Source organism: Aeromonas salmonicida (assembly GCF_028355655.1).
Lineage (GTDB): Bacteria > Pseudomonadota > Gammaproteobacteria > Enterobacterales > Aeromonadaceae > Aeromonas > Aeromonas salmonicida.
This window is the reverse complement of the sequence record NZ_CP110645.1, coordinates 3885003-3904536: the sequence shown is the minus strand read 5'-3', so window position 1 is coordinate 3904536 and position 19534 is coordinate 3885003. Positions and strand designations below refer to the sequence as shown.

At 59.7% G+C, this 19534-nt stretch carries 15 protein-coding genes; 10 read left to right on the top strand and 5 right to left on the bottom strand.

The annotated features are described in order from the left end of the window. Nucleotides 1-48: 48 nt before the first annotated feature. From ONZ54_RS18075 to ONZ54_RS18065, 3 genes are all read left to right on the top strand, one after another. Entirely contained in the window at nucleotides 49-681 is a 633-nt protein-coding gene (locus ONZ54_RS18075; RefSeq protein WP_271786840.1) for a DUF2057 domain-containing protein, read from the top strand. 71 nt (nucleotides 682-752) lie between these two features. Then, nucleotides 753-1190 (top strand): HIT domain-containing protein, encoded by a 438-nt coding sequence (locus ONZ54_RS18070; protein ID WP_005311624.1) that lies wholly within the window; start codon nucleotides 753-755, stop codon nucleotides 1188-1190. Between the two features lie 98 nt (nucleotides 1191-1288). Then, on the top strand, nucleotides 1289-1987 hold the full coding sequence (locus ONZ54_RS18065) for a DUF3334 family protein (protein ID WP_005311626.1): 699 nt from the start codon (nucleotides 1289-1291) through the stop codon (nucleotides 1985-1987). Between the two features lie 69 nt (nucleotides 1988-2056). On the opposite strand, the gene ONZ54_RS18060 is transcribed toward ONZ54_RS18065, so the two are convergent. Beyond that, a complete protein-coding gene (locus ONZ54_RS18060; protein ID WP_034283655.1) occupies nucleotides 2057-3055 on the bottom strand; it encodes a DUF2860 family protein in 999 nt (332 codons plus the stop codon). 207 nt (nucleotides 3056-3262) lie between these two features. Between ONZ54_RS18060 and arcB the strand changes: the two genes are divergently transcribed. The 6 genes from arcB to ONZ54_RS18030 all read left to right on the top strand — a co-directional run bounded on the left by arcB (nucleotide 3263) and on the right by ONZ54_RS18030 (nucleotide 15156). Continuing rightward, nucleotides 3263-5575 (top strand): aerobic respiration two-component sensor histidine kinase ArcB, encoded by a 2313-nt coding sequence (gene arcB, locus ONZ54_RS18055; RefSeq protein ID WP_271786839.1) that lies wholly within the window; start codon nucleotides 3263-3265, stop codon nucleotides 5573-5575. Nucleotides 5576-5630: 55 nt separating this feature from the next. Then, on the top strand, nucleotides 5631-6995 hold the full coding sequence (gene dgt / locus ONZ54_RS18050; protein WP_271786838.1) for a dGTPase: 1365 nt from the start codon (nucleotides 5631-5633) through the stop codon (nucleotides 6993-6995). Between the two features lie 322 nt (nucleotides 6996-7317). Continuing rightward, nucleotides 7318-7521, top strand: coding sequence for a hypothetical protein (locus tag ONZ54_RS18045; protein WP_271786837.1), 204 nt, complete (start codon nucleotides 7318-7320; stop codon nucleotides 7519-7521). 147 nt (nucleotides 7522-7668) lie between these two features. Then, nucleotides 7669-11949, top strand: a complete 4281-nt coding sequence (locus ONZ54_RS18040; protein ID WP_271786836.1) for an ATP-binding protein — start codon at nucleotides 7669-7671, stop codon at nucleotides 11947-11949. Then, nucleotides 11930-13141: an EAL domain-containing response regulator gene (locus ONZ54_RS18035; RefSeq protein ID WP_058393629.1), complete on the top strand. Its 1212-nt coding sequence runs from the start codon at nucleotides 11930-11932 to the stop codon at nucleotides 13139-13141. The genes ONZ54_RS18040 and ONZ54_RS18035 overlap by 20 nt, the downstream gene beginning before the upstream one ends. 38 nt (nucleotides 13142-13179) lie before the next feature. Next, nucleotides 13180-15156, top strand: a complete 1977-nt coding sequence (locus tag ONZ54_RS18030; protein WP_265462387.1) for a methyl-accepting chemotaxis protein — start codon at nucleotides 13180-13182, stop codon at nucleotides 15154-15156. A 180-nt stretch (nucleotides 15157-15336) separates the two neighbouring features. Here the strand turns inward: ONZ54_RS18030 and rfaH are convergent, their stop codons facing one another. The 4 genes from rfaH to metN all read right to left on the bottom strand — a co-directional run bounded on the left by rfaH (nucleotide 15337) and on the right by metN (nucleotide 18530). After that, the gene (gene rfaH / locus ONZ54_RS18025; RefSeq protein WP_005311640.1) at nucleotides 15337-15834 is read right to left on the bottom strand and encodes a transcription/translation regulatory transformer protein RfaH; all 498 of its coding nucleotides are present in this window, start codon (nucleotides 15832-15834) and stop codon (nucleotides 15337-15339) included. 95 nt (nucleotides 15835-15929) lie between these two features. Then, the gene (metQ, locus tag ONZ54_RS18020) at nucleotides 15930-16730 is read right to left on the bottom strand and encodes a methionine ABC transporter substrate-binding lipoprotein MetQ (RefSeq protein WP_058393627.1); all 801 of its coding nucleotides are present in this window, start codon (nucleotides 16728-16730) and stop codon (nucleotides 15930-15932) included. 26 nt (nucleotides 16731-16756) lie between these two features. Beyond that, entirely contained in the window at nucleotides 16757-17410 is a 654-nt protein-coding gene (locus tag ONZ54_RS18015) for a methionine ABC transporter permease (protein ID WP_017411745.1), read from the bottom strand. Between the two features lie 76 nt (nucleotides 17411-17486). Continuing rightward, the gene (gene metN, locus ONZ54_RS18010; RefSeq protein ID WP_058393626.1) at nucleotides 17487-18530 is read right to left on the bottom strand and encodes a methionine ABC transporter ATP-binding protein MetN; all 1044 of its coding nucleotides are present in this window, start codon (nucleotides 18528-18530) and stop codon (nucleotides 17487-17489) included. A 474-nt stretch (nucleotides 18531-19004) separates the two neighbouring features. Here metN and ONZ54_RS18005 point away from each other — a divergent pair, with 474 nt between their 5' ends. Continuing rightward, entirely contained in the window at nucleotides 19005-19460 is a 456-nt protein-coding gene (locus ONZ54_RS18005; protein ID WP_271786835.1) for a hypothetical protein, read from the top strand. The last annotated feature ends 74 nt before the right edge of the window (nucleotides 19461-19534 follow it).

Sequence of the window (19534 nt, the reverse complement as noted above, 5' to 3'; positions counted from 1 at the left end):
TCGGCTGCTACCCTGCGCCCATCGTAGCGATCAGGAAGATGAGCGAGCATGAAGGGTTATCAGAAGTGGAGTGGTTTGACACTGCTGTGGTCGGCGCTGGGCATGAGTACGGCGCAGGCCGCCGTCGAGGTGGTGGTGCCACCGGATTTCCAGATCCTGGCGGTCAGTGCGGGCAAGCTGCAAGATGAGCAGCACGCTACCCTGGCGGATGGGGAGCAGCAATTGCTGGTGCGATATGAGGGGGTGATCCCGAGTCGCAATAGCAGCGAGAACGATCGTCAGGTGCGATCCGATCCTCAGGTGGTGCGTTATCAGGCCAGCAACCAGCGCTTGACGCTGGTGGCCCAACAGCCAGCCGATGAGCAGGCGATGGTGGCCTATGCCAAGGCGCCAGTTGTGACGCTGCAGGCCAATGGTCAGGCGCTCGATACTCAGCAGGATGCACTGGTAACCAGCGGCATGCTGATCGGTATGGACTGGCGAGCCCGGCTCGAGGAGTACAACCGCAGCGGTGGCAAGGCAGCGTTGACGATGGCCGGAGCGGCAACCACAGTAGCAGCGGGCAAGGCTGTACCTGCTGTGGAAACCAGCGAACTGGAGGGGCGGTTGCAGCAACTTTTCTTGCAGGCGGACCCGGAGCTTCGCAAGCGCTTCGTCGGCTGGGCAGTGCCGCGACTTTAAGTTTGCAGCCCGTTGCAGTAACGTGGGGGCTCTCATCGTGCATTGCGCCCACCTTATCCAACGAGGTCTTCATGTTTGAATTGCATACTCGCCTGCAGGCGGATACCCAGCTGCTCGGGGATCTGCCGCTTTGCCGTGTCCTGCTCGCCAAGGACAGCCAGTATCCCTGGCTTATCCTGGTGCCACGGGTAGACAACTTGCGCGAGATCCACCATCTGGCGCCCGCTCAGCAGCAACAGCTGATGCAGGAGTCCTGCGCCGTCGCCACCCTGATGGAACAGGCCCTCAGCCCGGACAAGATCAACATCGGGGCGCTGGGCAATCTGGTACCGCAACTGCATCTGCACCATGTCGCCCGCTTCACCACGGACAAAGCCTGGCCAGGCCCCATCTGGGGGGCTCACCCCGCTTTGCCATATGACCCGCAGGCCTTGCGAACCCAAGCCGATAGCTGGCGTGCCCGGCTTGCCCATCTGGCCGGTTTCATCCCGCTTTGCGTTGATAATTGAGTCAAGTGAGAGGCGGCTCGCTATTTCAGAGCTCAAGCCGCGCTATCTGTTAGAGTTATGGTATAGATAAGCCCATTTTCGATGTTCAGGAAGGTCCCATGATAGTGACAAGAGCCGACAACGACGCCGTATTGACCACAGAGGATGTGTTGCTGAGTCTGTGCCATTCGGTCACGGGGGTATTGAGTGCGGCGACCCAGAGTCAGGTGCGTTTCTCCGGCATGGTGCAGCGCATCAGCAAGACCTGCCTCAAGCCGGATATCGGCTGTTTCGTGCTGTTCGACGGTGGTTTCTCCGGCCTGGTCGTGATCAACTTCTCCGCCTCTGCGGCCATGGAGCTGTACGAGAGCTACATGCTCAGCATGGGCCTCTCCAAGGAAGATCTCGCCATCTCCCACACTTCGGACGAGGTGAGCAACGTCATGGGCGAGTTGATGAACCAGATCGTCGGCAGTTTCACCGTCAAGGTGGGCCGTGATCTGCAGACTCATATTACCCAGAACCAGCCGAAAATGCTGGCGCTGAACAAGCAGGTGATGTTGAGCGTCGACACCAACCTCGACAACCCGGAAGCGCGCCGGGTTACCTTCTTCACCTCCCGCAACAACATCTTCTATCTGGAGCTGGCGATGGACAGGACAGAGTTCATCCGCATTCACAGTGATGGCATGGACGAAGAGGAGCTGGATCCGGATGCGCTGATCGCCCAGACCAAGCTGGCGGCATCCAAGCCGACGCCGGTTGCCGCCAAGGTGGCCAATGAGCACGACGATCTGCTCGATTCGCTCGGTATCTGACGTCAGCCCCGTGCACAAATGCCAAGGCCACCCCATGGGGTGGCCTTGTTGTTGCTGGGATGGACCGGTTTAGAAGTTGTAGAGCAGGCCGGTGCTGACGCGGGTGGCCTGACTGTCGTAGAAGCTGATGTCGGAGTTGGCGGTGGAGTAGGCCGCGGTAAAGGTGGCGGCGAGATCCTTGACGCCGAACAGACTGTGCCAGAAGAAGGTACCGTTGATGGCAAACTCGTTTGCATCGGCGCTCTGGCCGAAGATGGGATTCGCCTCGTCATAGTTGCGCTTGCCGGCATAGACGTTGCTGACGATGGACCACTGGGGACCACGCTTGGCGTAGGTCAGCTGCAGACCCGTGTTCTTGAAGCTCTCGGCGCTGCCATCAAGCCTGGCCTGCTTGTAGAGGATCGCGGGCTCCAGCAGCTGGTTGCCGCCAAAATGCCACTGATAGGAGATCTCCATGTCGTGCACCTTGCCGTTGCGATCCAGCATGGAGGCATAGTGGGTGCCGTGGGTCAGGTCATACTGCTGCCCACTGCGCTCTTCATCCAGATCCACTTCCCGGCTGGTGAGGCTGCCGTGGAAGTTGCTGCCCCAGATCTTGTCCCAAGTGAAGCGAACCCCTTTTGATTTCACATCGGTGGAGCTGCGATCCACATTGGTGGCGAAGGGATCGCTCCACAGCTCGACCGGCATGGCGTTGAACACCAGGGAGGTGGCGACGATTCCCTTGTCGCCCATCTCTTGGCGCAGACCCAGCTGCTGGGTGAAGTCGAAGCGGATCGCATCCTGGATCAGGTTGCCGAGAAACACCTGGGTACGGGTGTCGGCAAAGGTGTAACGGATGTCGGCGTTGATGAGGGGAGTCAGACCGCTTTCACTGTCGGGAGAGCCGAGGTCATTGATGCGGCTGTTGCTGTCATCGCCCGCATAGAAGTTGGACTTGTAGCTGACGGCGTTGACCCCGCCCAGCAGGAAACCGGACCAGCCGGACTGCTTGGGGATCTCCCCCAGATCGGCGTGTGCGGCATTGGCTGCCAGCAGGCCAAGACTCAGCAGGGTGAGAGTGCGCATCGGTAAGACTCCTGAAATAACAAGCTGTTGGATGAAATGGCTCGGGATGATAGGACAGCAAGCTGAACTGCGGCTGACTGAGTTCACCAACGCATGCTATCCCAGTTGGCAGATGGCGTTAATCAATAATTAATAGCGTGACGGCACAAGAGTTCGGCGCGCCGTGCTGGTATTCTGTTCGGCGAATATCGGGGAGAAAACAACAAGATGAAACAAATCAAATCCTGGGCGCAATATTACGTCGATCTGATGACCAAGCTGGGTCTGGTGCGCTTCAGCATGTTCCTGGCGACGGGCATCATAGTGCTGGCCGTCTCCATCCAGATGGGGGTAACCCTGTTTCTGCGCGGCACCGTAGACATAGTCGACCTGGTGCGCTCCGTCTTCTTCGGCCTGCTGGTGACCCCCTGGGCCGTCTATTTTCTCTCCATCGTCGTGGATCAGCTGGAGGATTCCCGCCAGCGACTGACCCGCATGGTGCGCAAGCTGCAAGACATGCGCGAACGGGATCTGGAACTCAACAGCCAGCTGCAGGAGAACATCAGCCGCCTCAACGCCCAGATTGCCGAAACCAATCGGGCCGAGACACTGCGTCAGCAAGCGATCGAGGATCTGGAGAACGAGGTGTTCCAGCGCGAAAAAGCCCAGTTGCACCTGGGCGAGCGTACCGCCTTGCTGCGCTCCTTCATCGACTGCTCCCCCGATCTGGTCTACTACCGCAATGAAGACGAGCAGTTCTCCGGCTGCAATCGCGCCATGGAGGAGCTGACCGGCCGTGTGGAGGCCGAGCTCATCGGGCTGACCCCGTTCGATGTCTACAAGCAGGAGATTGCCAACAAGGTGGTGGAGACCGACAAGCAGGTCTTTACCAGCAACGAGCCGCTCACCTATGAGCAGTGGCTGGAATACCCGGATGGTCGCAAGGCCTACTTCGAGCTGCGCAAGGTGCCTTTCTTCGATCGCTTTGGCAAACGGCTCGGCCTGCTCGGCTTTGGCCGCGACATCACAGAGCGCAAGCAATATCAGGACAAGCTGGAGAAGGCGAGCCGCGACAAGACCACTTTCATCTCCACCATCAGCCATGAGCTGCGCACTCCGCTCAACGGCATAGTGGGCCTCAGTCGCATGCTGATGGATACTCCCCTCGATCCCCGGCAGCATCAGCAGCTCAAGACCATCCACCTGAGTGCCGTGACCCTGGGCAATATCTTCAATGACATCATAGATCTGGACAAGCTGGACCGGCGCCGGTTGGAGATAGCGCCGACCCCCATCGACCTGCCCGCCTTCCTGGACGAGCTGGAGACGCTGTCGCGCATCCAGGCGGAGCAGAAGGGGCTTTATCTGCATTTCGATCGGGATGGCGACATGCCGCAGTTCGTGATGGCCGATGGCACCCGCCTGCGCCAGGTGCTGTGGAATCTGGTGGGCAATGCGGTCAAATTTACCGATGAGGGCGGCGTGACTGTGCGTTGCCTCTCCCACGCGGCCGATGTGCCGGGCAAGTTGGCACTGCACTTCGAGGTGGAGGATACCGGTGTCGGCATACCTCGCGCCCAGCAGGAGAAAATTTTTGCCATGTACTATCAGGTGCAAGGCAAGAAGCACGCCACCGGCACCGGCATAGGTCTGGCCGTCTCCCGCCAGCTGGTGCAGGCCATGGGTGGTCAGCTCTATGTGGACAGCGACCCGGGTGAAGGTTCTTGCTTCACCGCCGAGCTGGAGGTGGATTGCGTCGAACCTCAGGTGGCCACTTCCGAACAGGAGATGCCGACCCTCGACATCCTGCTGGTGGAAGACGTGGAGCTGAATGTAACAGTGGCCTGCGCCCTGCTCAACAAGTTGGGGCATGTGGTCAAGGTGGCCCGGGACGGCGCCCAGGCGCTGGCCATGGCCAATCCCGATGACTTTGACCTGATCCTGCTCGACATCCAGCTGCCGGACATGACCGGCTTCGATGTGGCGGCCCAGTTGTTGGCGCGCTACGGCGACAGTTTGCCGCCCATGGTGGCGCTCACTGCCAATGCCACAGGCGATCGCCAGTATTATCGGGATCGCGGCCTGCAGGATGTGATTAGCAAGCCGCTGGGCTCCCGGGCGGTGCGCGAAGTGATTGGTCACCTGTTTGCGGATCTGGCCGACGATGAGGCCGACGAGCAAGCCGATGCAGGCAATCAGGATGCGCTGCTTGACCTGCCCTTCCTCACCGATTACGCCGATACAGTGGGCAAGCCGGTGCTGCTCTCCAGCGTTGAACTGTTCGAGAAAATGATGCCGGACTACATGGCTGTGCTCGACTCCAACATGATTGCCAAGGATCAGGCTGGCGTGGTGGAAGAGGCGCACAAGATCAAGGGCGCGGCCGGTTCCATCGGTCTGCGCCGGCTGCAACAGCTGGCCCAGCTGATCCAGAGTCCGGATCACCCCGCCTGGTGGGAGAACGTGGAGGACTGGATAGAGTCGCTGCGCCGCGAGTGCCCGGGTGACATAGCCCGGCTGAAGCGCTGGCTGCTCTCCTGAGCCTGTCTGCCGCCTCATTACGTTGCCGCTTCAGGCACAGAAGGAGATGAACAAGATGTATCAGCGCCTGATCCCGTCACTGCGCAGTCACCCCTGGGGTGAGGAAGACTTGCTTGAGGCGACCGAGCTGGATCGTGCCCGCATCGTACAGGCGGCACCGGTGCGCCGGCTGCAACAGAAGACCCAGGTTTTCCCGCTCGATGTGAAGGCCTCGGTACGCAGCCGTCTGACCCACTCGCTGGAGGTGCAGGAGACAGGCCGCCAGATCAGCCGCCGCATTCTGGCGGCGCTGCCCGCGGGTGCTGTGTGCGAGGGGGCCTTCATCAATCTGGTGGAGATGTCCTGCCTGCTGCACGATGTCGGCAACCCGCCGTTCGGTCACTTTGGTGAGCAGGTGATGAGCCAGTGGCTGACACAGGAGCTGGATACCCTGTTCGCTGCAGCCCTTGGCCAGACGCTCAGCCCGCAGTGGGCTGAGCTGCGCCAGGATCTGCTGGTGTTTGACGGCAATGCCCAGAGTCTGCGGTTGGTGCACAGTCTGCATGAGCTGAACCTGACCCTGGGGCAGCTGGCCGCCCTGTGCAAGTATCCGCAGCAACCCCTACCGGGGCTTCATTACGGCCAGCATCACGGCTGGACCAGCAAGCGCGGCATCTTCTTCAGTGAGCAACCCCTCTACCGTTCCCTGAGCCAGAGCCTGGGGCTGGCACCCGGTTGCCGCCACCCGCTGGTCTACATCATGGAGGCGGCTGACGACATCTCTTACTGCATCGCCGATCTCGAAGATGCGGTGGACAGACGCATTCTCAGCCTGAGCGAGCTGCAACAGGCGCTGCGTCTGGCCGATGAAGGCAGCTACATGGCCGGACTGCTGGCGGATGCCACCGCCTCGGACAGAGGCTTCTTCCCCCATTTTCGCCAGCATCTGACTCACGACTTGATCGCGCTGGCCGCCCACACCTATGTGAGCGAGCACGAGATCATACTGAGCGGTGCCTATCCCCGGGCCCTGCTGCACGGTCAGGCTCCGGCGGCCATGGTGCTCGACACCCTCAAGCAGGTGGCTCGCGAGCAGGTTTTCATGCGCCCCGAGGTCGAGGCGCTGGAGCTCGAAGGCTATGCCGCTTTGCGCGGTGTGCTCTCTACCTATGCCTGCCTGCTGGCATTGCCCGCCAGTCAATTCGAGCGCCTGCTGGCCGGGCAGGGGGGCAGCGAGCTCTTCTTCGCCCGTCGCCTGTTTCACCGCTTGTCGGCCCGTCATCTCAAGGCATACCGGCTGGCCGTGGCCAACAGGGATCCCCGTTTCGACAGCGGTGCAGAGCAGGAGTGGTACTACAGGGTGCGGCTGTTGCTCGACTATGTCAGCGGCATGACGGATACCTATGCGCTGGAAGAGTTCCGCTTGCTGTCCGGGATCTGATACGCCCGCGAGAAGGGCAGAAATGAACGCGCGCAGGCATTGATAGATGACTCACCACCCATATGGGGGTGAGGTTATTGTATAGAATTCGGTCTTTTTTTAGACTGTGGCAACTTGTTCAACTTTCACTTGGTAAGGAGACGAATATGCAACATTCAATGCTAAACGTTGCGTCCGATCGCTGCATTGGCAGCGCGAAGACTCGTGCTCTTTTTTTACCGCGTGGAGGAAACAGGTAACCCCTGTCTTTTTATCACCCGCGGTTGTCCCGCAGGGTGATCTCTTCTCTCCGGGAGAACCGCACGTTCAACTGGAGAATATCATGTCTATCGAACTGGCTCTGCTACGCGCTGTCGAATCCCTGGTTCAGAAACGGATCAACCGGCTGGAGCGCCGTATCAGCTACCTGCACCTCTCACCTGCCTTGCTGAAAGATATCGGCCTGGAAGGGCAAAATGTGCAGGTCGCCCACATCCGTGAGCAGGAATATCAAACCGGCTTCCGACTTGGGAATCGAATAACCTGACAAGAAGGGGCTTGGCCCCCTTCTTGCAAGAAAATGGCAGGCTTGGGCCTGCCATTTTTGTATCCGGTTGAGTTTGGTTACGAATTTTCATTCGCACATTTTGCCAAAATCCCTATTATCGCTCTCCGATCTGTTCAGGAGTTATCCATGTTGCGTCTTTGCTATCGCGCCTTCCTGCTGTGCTGGCTTGCCTGCTGGGGCCATTTGGCTTTAGCGCAAACCAGTCTGGACAAGGACCGGCTGGGGCTGTCTGAGCGCCTGTGGCTCGCCTCGCGCAGCGATCTGGTTGTCGGCATGCCCTCTGTGGCCTGGCCCCCTTACGTCTATGCCAATAGCCGGGGGGGGTTCAGTGGTCCGCTGGATGATTTTGCCTCTCTGGTTGCAGGTCGGCTGGGACTGACGCTGCGCTACAAGACCTATCCCTACTACGCTGGTGCCCAGCAAGCGCTGCTTGATGGCGAGGTCGACATGCTGATCGGCGTGACCCCCAGTGCCTCGCGGCAACAGAAAATGCGGTTTACCTCGGATCTCATGGGACTGCCCCGCGGTGTGCTGTTGGCGAAGGGGAACGACACCCTCTCCCTGGCGGCGGCTCGTCAATTACGCTGGGTGTGTGAACAGGGATTCAACTCCTGTGAGGACCTTGAGAAGCTGGGCATGGACCAGCTGGCGCAGGCAGACAGCAGCGACGAGGCCGTCTTCATGGTGAAAAAAGGGTTGGCAGACGCCTATCTGGCCGATCTCCCTGCCCTGGTACGCTTGCAACGCCTGCAGCAGCAGGCCGGCCTGAAAGTGATCACCCCGGACTGGGTGACGGATACCTCGCTGGCCATGGCAGTGGGACCCAATAATCAGGGACTGCTGGCACTGCTGGAGCTGGCGCTCAACGACATCCCCCTTGAGGATCGGCGCCGCATTCTGGAGACGGGGGGCATAGTCGACTATGAACTGGCTCATGGCCCTCGCCAGATTATCTTCAACCAGAGCGAGCTGAATTGGCTGGCCTTGCATCCCACGCTCAAGTTCGGCGTTGCACCTGACTGGCCAGCGGTGAGCGAGATCGATGGTGCGGGTCAGCTCAAGGGTTTCATCGCCGACCTGCTCAAGGTGATGAGCACCCGGTCCGGTCTCAAGTTTACTCTGGTACCGACCAGCAGCTGGACCGAAACCCAGGCGCTGTTCCAGGCGCGCAAACTGGATTTCATTCCGGCCATGACGCCGACGCCCGAACGCCGCCAATTCTCTCTGTTTACCCCTGAGTACGCCTTCATCCACAGAGTGATCGCGGCCAGACAGGGGGTGGCTGAGCTTGAGGATCTCAATCAGCTCAAGGGGCACAAGGTAGGCATAGTCGGTGGTTCTGTGGAGGAACTGGTGCTCAAGGAGGTGGGAGCCTATCCGGTGACGGTCAGCAGTGATACCAGGCTGTTGCCCCTGCTCGATCAGAATGAGGTCGATTATGTGCTGATGAGCATGACAACGCTGCAACTGGCGTTGCAGAAGGGATTCAACAACCGCTATCAGGTGGTCTTCTCCGGCAACGAGTTGCGAGTGCCCGTCGCCATGGCGGCCCATCAGCAAGATCCCATGTTGCAGCAGATCCTGACCAAGGTCTTGCTCTCCATCCGGCCTGACGAGTTGTCGAGGCTGGAACAGAAGTGGCTCTCCCTCACCATCCAGACCGGCATCAACCCGGCGACCGTGCTGCTCTGGTCATCTTTCGGTATGGGGGCCTTTCTGCTCTGCGTGCTGTTATTCATGGGCTGGAACCGCACGCTGCGTCGCCAGATAGTCCAGCGCCAGCTGGCCGAGCGCAAATTGAACGAGCAGCTGACCTTTGTGCAGACCCTGCTCAACTCCCTGCCCAACATGGTGGCACTGCGTGACCGGGAGCAGAGCATCACGCTGTGCAACCAGGCTTATCGGGATGCTTTCCTTGGTGCCTGCGTGGGCGATGAGTGTATCGATCTTGACGGCATGCCGCCCCAGGAGCGTGAGCGGGTGCTCAAAGAGGAGCAGGATGTGTGGCACAGCGGCAAGCAGCTGGAAGGGGCTGGTTACAGTCGCCGCCAAGATGGCACCCTGTTTCACGTTATCTATGCCAAGCGCCCCTACCGCTCACCGAGCGGCGACATGCTGGGTGTACTGACGGTGCTCACCGATGTGACCCGTATCAAGGAAGCCGAGGCGCGGGCCCGCAAGGCGGAGACCCGGCTCACCCAGATCACCGACAGCATGCCAGGTATTGTATATCAGTACCTGTGGCAGGGGCCGGGCCAGGGGCGCTTCCTCTATGCCTCGCAAGGGGCGAACGAGATCCTGGGGGCCAGCCAGCAGGAGATGCTGTCAGCGGAGTCCGGGGGCGAGGTGTTCGGCTTTACCGAAGAGGCGCTGCAGGATTTTGTCAGCAAGGTCGCCAACCACGCCGAGACACTGGCACCGCTCGACCTGGAGGTAAAGGTAGAGCGCCCTGAGGGGGATCGCTACCTGCAAGTGCGCGGCAGTTTCGTGCCGCAGGAAGAGGGGAATCTGATCCTCAACGGCGTGATCCAGGACATCACTGCCCTCAAGCGTCAGGAGCATGAGCTGAGGGAGGCGCGCGCCTATGCGGAGCAGGCGATGCAGGTGCGCAGCCGTTTCCTCGCCACCATGAGCCACGAACTCAGAACCCCCATCTCCGGCATGCACGGCATGCTGGAGCTGCTGCAGATGAGCGAATTGAGTGAAGATCAGCGTTACATGCTGCGCAACGTCATCACCTCAACCAACAACCTGCTCTATCTGGTCAACGATGTGCTCGACTTTTCCAAGATAGAGGCAGGCCAGCTGCAACTGCATTATCAAGCCTGCCGTCTCGCCTCCGTGATCTGTGACGTGATCCGTGGTCATGCCACCCTGGCTCATGGCAAGGGGCTCAAAGTGACACTGGATTGGGCGCCAGACGTGCCGGACCAAGCGCGTATCGATGCTGTGCGGGTGGGACAGGTGCTTTCCAATCTGCTCAACAATGCGGTCAAGTTCACCGAGCGGGGGGAGATCCGTATCCAGGTCAGTTATCGCGCCGAGCAACTGCTCATCGCCGTCAGTGATACCGGTATCGGCATTGCCGAAGCGAAGCAGGATCGCCTGTTTACCCCATTCGAGCAGGTGGAATCCGACATAAATCGACGCTTTGGCGGCACAGGGCTGGGGCTGGCCATCTGTCATCAGCTGGCCCAGAAAATGGGAGGCAGCCTGGCCCTTGAGAGCAAACCCGGCCAGGGAACCCGCCTGACGTTCAGCTTTCCGTTGACCGAGAGTCGATGGGATGCACCTGCGCTGGCGGGCCAGGAATGGTGGCTGTTTGGCGAGGATGCCGCCTTGCAGTCTGCCATGCAGCGGCTGGGGGCCAGGCTGAATCGTCTGGATCCTCAGCAGTGGCAACAGCCACTGAGTGGCTTGCTGTTCGCGGAGGAGGGCTGGCTGGAACAGGCCCTGGGCAGTGACTGGCTGACACGTTTACAGCAATCCGCGCTCAAGGGCATAGTGCTCTCCCCGCTGGAGGCACTGCGCGGCCGCATGGGATCGGATGCCTGGTGGCGCCTGGGGCAATCCCCGCTCTATCCGGATCTGTTGCTGGAAACCTGCCATCAGCTGCTGGGAGAGAAAGCGATCAATCCGGTCGAGGCCCATACGGCCAAGTTGCAAGGACGCGTGCTGGTGGCGGATGATCATCCCATCAACCGTGCTCTGCTGGCCCGTCAGCTCGCCATTCTGGGGGTGGATGCCGAGGTGGTGGATGATGGCGAGAAGGCGCTGCGCACCTGGCAGGGGCAAGATTTTGCCTTGCTGCTCACCGATTGCCACATGCCGGTGATGGATGGCTATACCCTGACACGGACCCTGCGAGGGCAGGGGGAACAGGCGCCCATCATTGGCGTCACGGCGGATACGTCAGAAGAAGCCAGTCTGCAGATGCAGGAGGCCGGCATGAACGACATGCTGTTCAAGCCTTACACCCTGGATACCTTGCGCCAGATGCTGGAGGACTGGTTGCCGGTCGTTGCACCGGTCGCCGAGGTGATACCGGCGCCTGCTGAACCCGCTGCGGATCTGGGGGCATGCTGGATCTCGCTGTTTGGCGATGAGGCGGTGGCCCGCAGCATGGCGCGGGAGTATCTGGATTCCAACCGCCAGGATAGTGATGACATGATGCAGGCATTGGCCCGTCAGGATACGTATGCTCTGGTAGAGACTGCGCACCGCATCAAGGGGGCTGCCCGCATGGTAGGACAGCTACCATTGGCAGAGGAAGCTGCCCGACTCGAAGCGGCGGCCCGACTGAAACAACTGGAAGAACTCACCGAGTTGAGCCAGACAGTACAGGCGCTGATGAACTCTATAACACGCGAAATTGGACTATGGCTCGATGAACAAGACACAGCATGAGTTGGCGATCATGGTGGTGGAAGACCACGCGTTTCAGCGCAAGGCACTGATGCACCAGATCCGTGGGCTCGGTTATACCTCACTGCTGGAGGCTCAGGATGGCGTGGAGGCACTGGCAATGTGTCAGCGCCATCAGGTCGACATTCTGTTTTGCGATCTGCGCATGCCCGGCATGGATGGCATGGCGTTGCTGCGCCGTCTGTCCCTCGGGGGCTTTCGTGGCGGTATCATCCTCTCCAGTGCACTGGAAGATGACGTGGTCGAGGCCGTGTTGCGGATGAGCGCCGCCTATGGCCTGCAGGTGCTTGGGCGCATCGAAAAGCCCTCCAGCCAGCAGCAGATCAGCCAGTTGATAGGCGCCTGGCGCCCACAGCAGGAGCGTGCCCAGGAGGAAGATGGTCACAGCCTGACGCTGGATGAGCTGAGCCGGGCATTGGAGCAGGATCAACTGCTGCCCTGGTATCAGCCCAAGGTGAGTTTTGGCTCGGGGCACTGGGTCGGCATGGAGGCGCTTGCCCGTTGGCAACACCCTGACTATGGCCTCATCTCGCCGGTGCGCTTCATTCCCCTGGCGGAGAACAACGGCCTCATCGATCAACTGACCGAGGTGATCATCAGCAAGTCGTTGCGTGACGGTCACCTGTGGGAGCAGACAGGTCTCTCCCTCAATCTGTCGATGAACCTCTCAACCACCTCCCTCATCGAGGGGGATCTCTGCAATACCCTGATCAACCAGTGCCAGCGCTGGAGCATCAACCCCGAACTCATCACCCTGGAGGTGACCGAAAGCTCGTTCGTCAAAGATCTGGGCAAGTCGCTGGAAGTGCTGACCCGGCTGCGGATGCATGGCTTTGGCCTCTCCATCGATGACTTCGGGACCGGCTACTCCTCCATGCAGCAGCTGGCGCTGCTGCCCTTCACCGAGCTCAAACTGGATCGCTCTTTCGTCGATCGCTGCTATGAGGACCCCTCCCGCTTGGCCATAATAGAGTCAAGTATCGAACTGGCCCGCAAGTTGGGACTCAAGTCGGTCGCCGAAGGGGTAGAGGATGAATTGACCTGGCGGCTGCTGGCCAGATTGGGGTGCGACGTGTGTCAGGGCTTCTTCTCCGCCCGGCCCATGCCGCGGGATGAATTGATGGGGTGGCACGACACCTGGCGCGAACGGTTACCCGGCCTGATCGGGGACTGATCGCCAGGCGGCATGCCCGCAGTTGAACAAGGACGTTCATGAAAATTTCAAGCAAGTTGTTGTTTAGTTTCTGTTTTATCAATCTGTTGGTGATCCTCTCCTCCGGCCTTGTCTATCACCAGCTCGGCCGGATCGGCGAGGTCGAGACAGCGCTGCTGGAGCAGGCGCTGCCTGCTCTGCAACGGGATGAAGCGAGCCAGAAGGCGCTGGTGGCCACCGTCTCCTCCCTGCGCGGTTATCTCATCCTCGGCAAGGATCCGGCCCAGGCCTCCCGCCTCAAACAGGAGTGGGAAGGGGCCTGGCAAGCCATCGAGCAGCAGCAGTTCACTCCCGCGCTTGCCCAGTCGCTCAAGGCCTTTAAAGGACGCCAGGAGCAGGTATGGGCCATCGCCCACACAGAGGAGAACCTGCCCGCCCACACGCTCATGCTGCTGGAGGCGGGTCCGCTGGCAGAAGCGGCCCTCGATCAGTTGCAGTCATTCGCCAATGAAGAGGTGGCCACCCCGCAGGATCAGTTGCCAGGGGATCGCCGCCTGCTGCTCAAGCAGGTGGGGGATGCGTATAACAGCCTCTCCAATGCCCTCTCAGCCCTGCGCGACTTCCTCATCTCGGGTGACCCGGAATATGGCACCAAGTATCAGGATTACTACCAGTTCCATCAGCAGCGGGTCGCCGAGCTGAAACAGCAGCAGGCCAATTTCTCCGAGGCCCAGAAGAGCCTCTGGTCGCTGTTTGAAGAGATGTCAGCGCCCTTTGCCGAACTGGTCGGTCAGGTGATAAGCAAGCGTCAGGCCCCGGACTGGGATCAGGCCAATCATCTGATGGCAACCGACATAGAACCTGCGTTGACCCAGCTGGCCAGTCAGCTGGCAGCCCAGGTGACCCAGACTCGCTCTGAAGTGGACAGCATGGGGGAGAAGATGGCCAGTGCCGGTCAGACCATCAACCGTACCCTGCTGCTGGCTACCCTGACCGTCATAGTGCTGGGCACCCTGGTCGCCCTGCTGTTCAGTCGCCGCCTGACCCGGGACATCGCCAGTCTGGTGGTGCGAGCCGATCTGGTGGCCAATGGCCGTCTGCCGTCCCGCCCTCTGCCGGTGCAGAGTCAGGATGAGCTGGGGGGATTGACGGGATCCATCAACCAGATGTCGTTGCAGCTGCGTCAGCTGGTCGGCGAGATCCAGGGCGCCGTGGGGCAGGTGGAAGGGGCGTGTGTCGAGGTGGGTAACACCACCCGGGCCATAGTCACCGATCTGGCGAGCCAGAATCAGCGGGTGGATACGGTGGCGGCGGCGATCGAACAGATGTCGGTCAGCACCCGTGATGTGGCGGGGAACATAGCCGAGGCGGCTCGAGTGGCCCACCAGGCTGAGGGACAGACACAGCAAGGTGGCAGTGCCCTCGGTCGCATGACCACCACAATGCAGGAGATTGCCGCCATGATAGCTCAGGCCAATCAGGCCATGGGGCTACTCAGTGCCCAGAGCGAACAGGTCGGCCGTGTGACCGAGGTGATCGCTACCATCGCCGAGCAGACCAATCTGCTGGCGCTCAATGCTGCCATCGAGGCGGCGCGGGCCGGGGAGCAGGGGCGTGGCTTTGCCGTGGTGGCCGATGAGGTGCGTCTGCTTGCCAGTCGCACCAGTCAATCAACCGAGGAGATCAGTCAGACCATCGCCAGCATTCAGCAACAGACCCGCCAGACGGTGAGCACGGTCGGCAGCGGTACCCAGTTGGTCGAACAGGGCCGCAACGCCGTTGCCTCTGTGACGCAGACCCTGGATACCATGCTGCAGCTGGTGCAGGATCTGTCCGGTCAGCTGGGGGCCATTGCCACCGCTACCGAGCAGCAGTCGCGGGTTGCCCAGGAGGTGGCGGGCACAGTGGAAGAGATCGCCGGGCTGAGCCGGCAATCGAGCCAGCGCAGCCAGCAGGGGGAAGAGATAGTGGCCAGACTGGCACAGGATACGGGTCGTTTGACGTCCGTCATCAGTCGCTTCGAACTGGGGGCCTGATAACGCCGCCAAGGCGGATGATCTGGATAAATAAATGAGGCGGGCCAGATGGCCCGCCTCAGCATTGGTACAGGCGGCAGACAGCCTGATTATCGAAGCTGCTGGAGGTCTCCTGGTTGAGCCGGCTCACCAGGAGGAATGAGGCGTTGCTTGTCATGAACGCCTGCCTGATGAGGGTCATTACAGGCGGCGAAAAGCCTGATTGTCGAAACTGCTGGAGGTCTCCTGGTTGAGCAGGCTGACCAGCAGGATGGCGCGTTTCTCCCCATCCGGCTCCAGATAAATCGCCTCGAATCCGGCCAATGGGCCCGATTCGATCAATACCTTGTCGCCCTGGGTCGGCAGGTTGGCGTAGCTGGCTCTCGCCTCGTCGCTGTCGTCACGGCTCATCAACTGATAAACCAGCTGGCTGCTGATGGCGGTCCACTCCTTGCCGAAGTGGATGATGCGGCTGATGCCACGGGTCGACTTCAGGGTGACCGGCGTGACCTCCTCCAGATCCACATAGATAAACAGATAGTTGGGAAACATGGGTTCCCGCACAGGGACACGCTTGCCCCGTCGCAGCTTCTCGATCTCGACCATGGGGTAATAGGACTCAATCCCCTGGGCTTCGAGATGGGCGCGTGCGCGGGCCTCTTCCTTTGGCTTGCAGTAGGCCAGATACCATTTTTTCATGTTCTGTTACGTTCGTGTTGCCGTGCTCCCGGTTATGATAACCGCGGCAATAAAAAAGGCCACGCTTGGCGTGGCCTTTTTTGCTGAGTGAGTGATTACCAACCTTTGACGATGCCGCCTTTGAACAATTCGTCAGCAGTTTTGTACACTTCGTCGCTCTGGAAGGCCTGGACGAACTCCTTCACCTTGGCGTCATCCTTGTTGTTGCCACGGGAGACGAGCAGGTTGACATAGGGAGAATCCTTGTCTTCCACGAACAGACCGTCACGGCCTGGCAGCAGATCGATCTGGGAGGCATACACGGTATTGATGATGGCCAGGTCCACATCTTCCAGGGAGCGGGGCAGCTGTGCCGCTTCCAGTTCAACAATCTTCAGCTTTTTCGGGTTGCTGGCGATGTCGAGCACAGTCGCTTCCAGACCTGTGCCTTCTTTCAGGGTCAGCAGGCCCTGCTTTTGCAGCAGGATCAGAGAGCGGCCCAGGTTGGTCGGGTCGTTCGGCACGGCGATTTGCGCGCCCTCTTTCAGATCGGCCAGGGCCTTGATCTTCTTGGAGTAGCCGGCGATGGGGTAGACGAAGGTGTTGCCAACCGGTACCAGATCGAAGCCGCGATCCTTGACCTGGCTATCCAGATACGGTTTGTGCTGGAAGGCGTTCAGATCGATGCTGCCATCGTTCAGGGCCACGTTCGGGGTGGCAAAGTCGGAGAAGGTGACCACTTCGACATCCAGACCGAACTTGTCCTTGGCGACCTTGGCCGCGGCTTCCACCAGCTGGGATTCCGCCCCGGCGATGGCGCCTACTTTCAGGGTCTTGTTCTCTTCTTTTTGACCACAACCGGCCAGTACCAGGCCAGCCAACAAGGCAGCCGCAACGGATTTAATGCCAAATTTCATAAAAACCTCCTGTCAGAAATCGACGATTAACGATGATCACATGTGTTGACCAGGCGCTCACCCGCGCTCTGGATGATTTGAACCAGTAAAACCAGAATAACAACGGTTGCCAGCATGACGGTGGGGTCAAAGCGCTGATAACCGTAGCGAATACCCACATCGCCCAGGCCACCCCCTCCGATGGCACCGGCCATGGCGGAGTAGTTCACCAGCGTGACCAGGGTAATGGTGACGCTGTTGATGATGCCGGGCAGGGCTTCTGGCAGCAGCACCTTGGTGATGATTTGCAAGGGTTTGGCACCCATAGCCTTGGCCGCTTCCAGCAAGCCGTCCGGCACCTCCATCAGAGCACCTTCCACCAGACGGGCGATGAAGGGCACTGCACCTATGGTCAGCGGCACTATGGCGGCTATGGTGCCTATGCTGGTGCCGACGATCAGCCGGGTCAGCGGAATGATGGCCACCAGCAGAATGATGAAGGGCACGGAACGGCCAATGTTGACAAGGATGCCGAGCAGCTTGTTCAGGGCCGGGTTTGCCAGGATCTGGCCCGCCTTGGTGACGTGCAATGCTACCCCAAGGGGCAGGCCAAGCAGGCAGCCAAACAGGGCGGAGGCAAACACCATCAGCAGGGTATCACCGAGGGCGGTGACCAGCAGATTAATCATGGCTTCGGACATAACCCATTACCTCCAGCTGAATGCGATTGTGATCAGGGACTGCGTCTGGCAGCCCTTGAGGGCAGTGATGAGCAGATCAGTCGTTGCTGCGGACATAACCCATGACCTCCAGCTGAATATGGTTGTCTATCAGGAATTGCTGAGTCGCCTCGCACTGGGCCTCATCCCCGAACAGTTCTGCCAGCAGGAAGCCGAACTTGACGCCCCCGGCGTACTCGATATCGGCGCTCAGTATGCTGATATCGATGTTGAAGCGACGACTCGCCTCGGAAATCAGCGGTGTATCGACGGTGCTGCCGGTAAAGCCGAGTTTCACCAGCGGATAGCTGCCCGCCACTCGCTCGCTGCTCATGCGGTCCTGATACTCCTGCGGCACCTCCAGATGGATGGTGGAGTGGATGAAATCACGGGCCAGCTGGGTCTTGGCATTGCTGAAGAACCAGGCGACCTCGCCCTGCTCGATCAGACTGCCGTCGCTGATGATGGCCACGTCATCACAGATCCCCTTCACCACATCCATCTCGTGGGTGATGAGCAGTATGGTGAGCCCCAGCTTGACGTTGATCTCCTTGAGCAGGCTCAGGATCGAACGTGTGGTCTGCGGGTCGAGGGCCGAGGTGGCTTCGTCACACAGCAATACCTTGGGAGCCGGTGCCAGGGCGCGGGCGATGGCGACACGCTGCTTCTGGCCGCCGGACAGCTCGGACGGATAGGCGTGGGCGCGGGCTTCCAGCCCGACCAGCGCCAGCAACTCGTCGACCCGGGTCTGGATTTGGGCCTTGCTCCAGCCTGCCAGTTCCAGCGGGAACGCGATATTGGCGAACACTGTGCGGGAGGAGAGCAGGTTGAAGTGCTGAAAAATCATGCCGATCTGGCGGCGGGCCTGGGTCAGCTCCCGCTCAGGCAGCGCTGTCAGGTCCTGGCCGTCGACGATGACCTGCCCCTCTGTCGGGCGTTCCAGCAGGTTGACACAACGGATGAGGGTACTCTTGCCGGCACCGGAGGCACCGATCACCCCGAAAATTTTGCCTTGTGGCACATGCAGGCTCACGTCACGCAGGGCGTGCACGGCATCACTGCCTTTACCGTAGACTTTGTTGAGACCGATCAACTTAATCATGGATTCTTCCGTGCTAACAGCCTTAAAGCACAGGGCGCTACAGGCGGGTGAATAGGGCAGAGGTTCCACTGGGTTACTCTGTCATCATGGAGGATGATGCTAAGATGTCTGGATGGCTATGTCAACGCATGTTTCTACGTCTAGACGTCTAAAAAAGTGATAAGGATTCTCGCCGGATGACTAACGACGACAGTGGTTTATCAGGCTGCAATATTGTATTTGGCTATTGTTGATTTTCTCCGAATATAACCTGGACAATATGCTTTCAATTTCTGTTTTGTTGGTCATGAGAGCAGGAGTGCTGTTCGCACTCTTTGGCTGCCACCAAGATGGCACAAATCGTTCCACTTTGTTCCTTTATCTCTTTTGTTATCCATCCCCTTGATGCAGCACAAAAAGCGACCTCCTTTGGTTTGGGATATGTGTGGTTGTTTTTTATACTCAACAGGTGTGGCGTGGCAGGAGGAGTGAGTGATGCGATTTCAACAGATCAAGGATTTGCTGTCTTACCTCGAACAGGTTCATCACCAGCTCGGACTCTGTTATGGGCGATTGATGGCAGAAGTGGATGGCGAGCGCAGTCGCATGTTGCTGGCGCATCTGCAAGGGCGGGAAGATGAAGCGAGTGCCCATCTGCACGATTATCAGGGACAGCTGAGTCAGGGCGTCAAGGAAACCTGGCTGGAGCGGGGCTTCAGCGAGGATCTGTTGCCCGAGATCCAGCGGCTGGCACTACCTGCCAGTGCCCAGACTCAGGACATAGTGCAGCAGGTGTGTCGTCAGGAAGAAAAACTCATCGGCGAGCTGAGCCATCTGGCCCGTGAGTGCCCGACCGACGAGACAGCTGCCTTGCTGACCTCGCTGGCGTCGCTGGAACAAACCCGCTTGACCCGACTGGTACACGGTGTGCATCGGCTCGACGACATCTAGCCGCGGTAAAGGTGCAACGAAAGAGGCCCGGCATTTGCCGGGCCTCTTTTCTATCATCGACCCAAAGAGGGGAT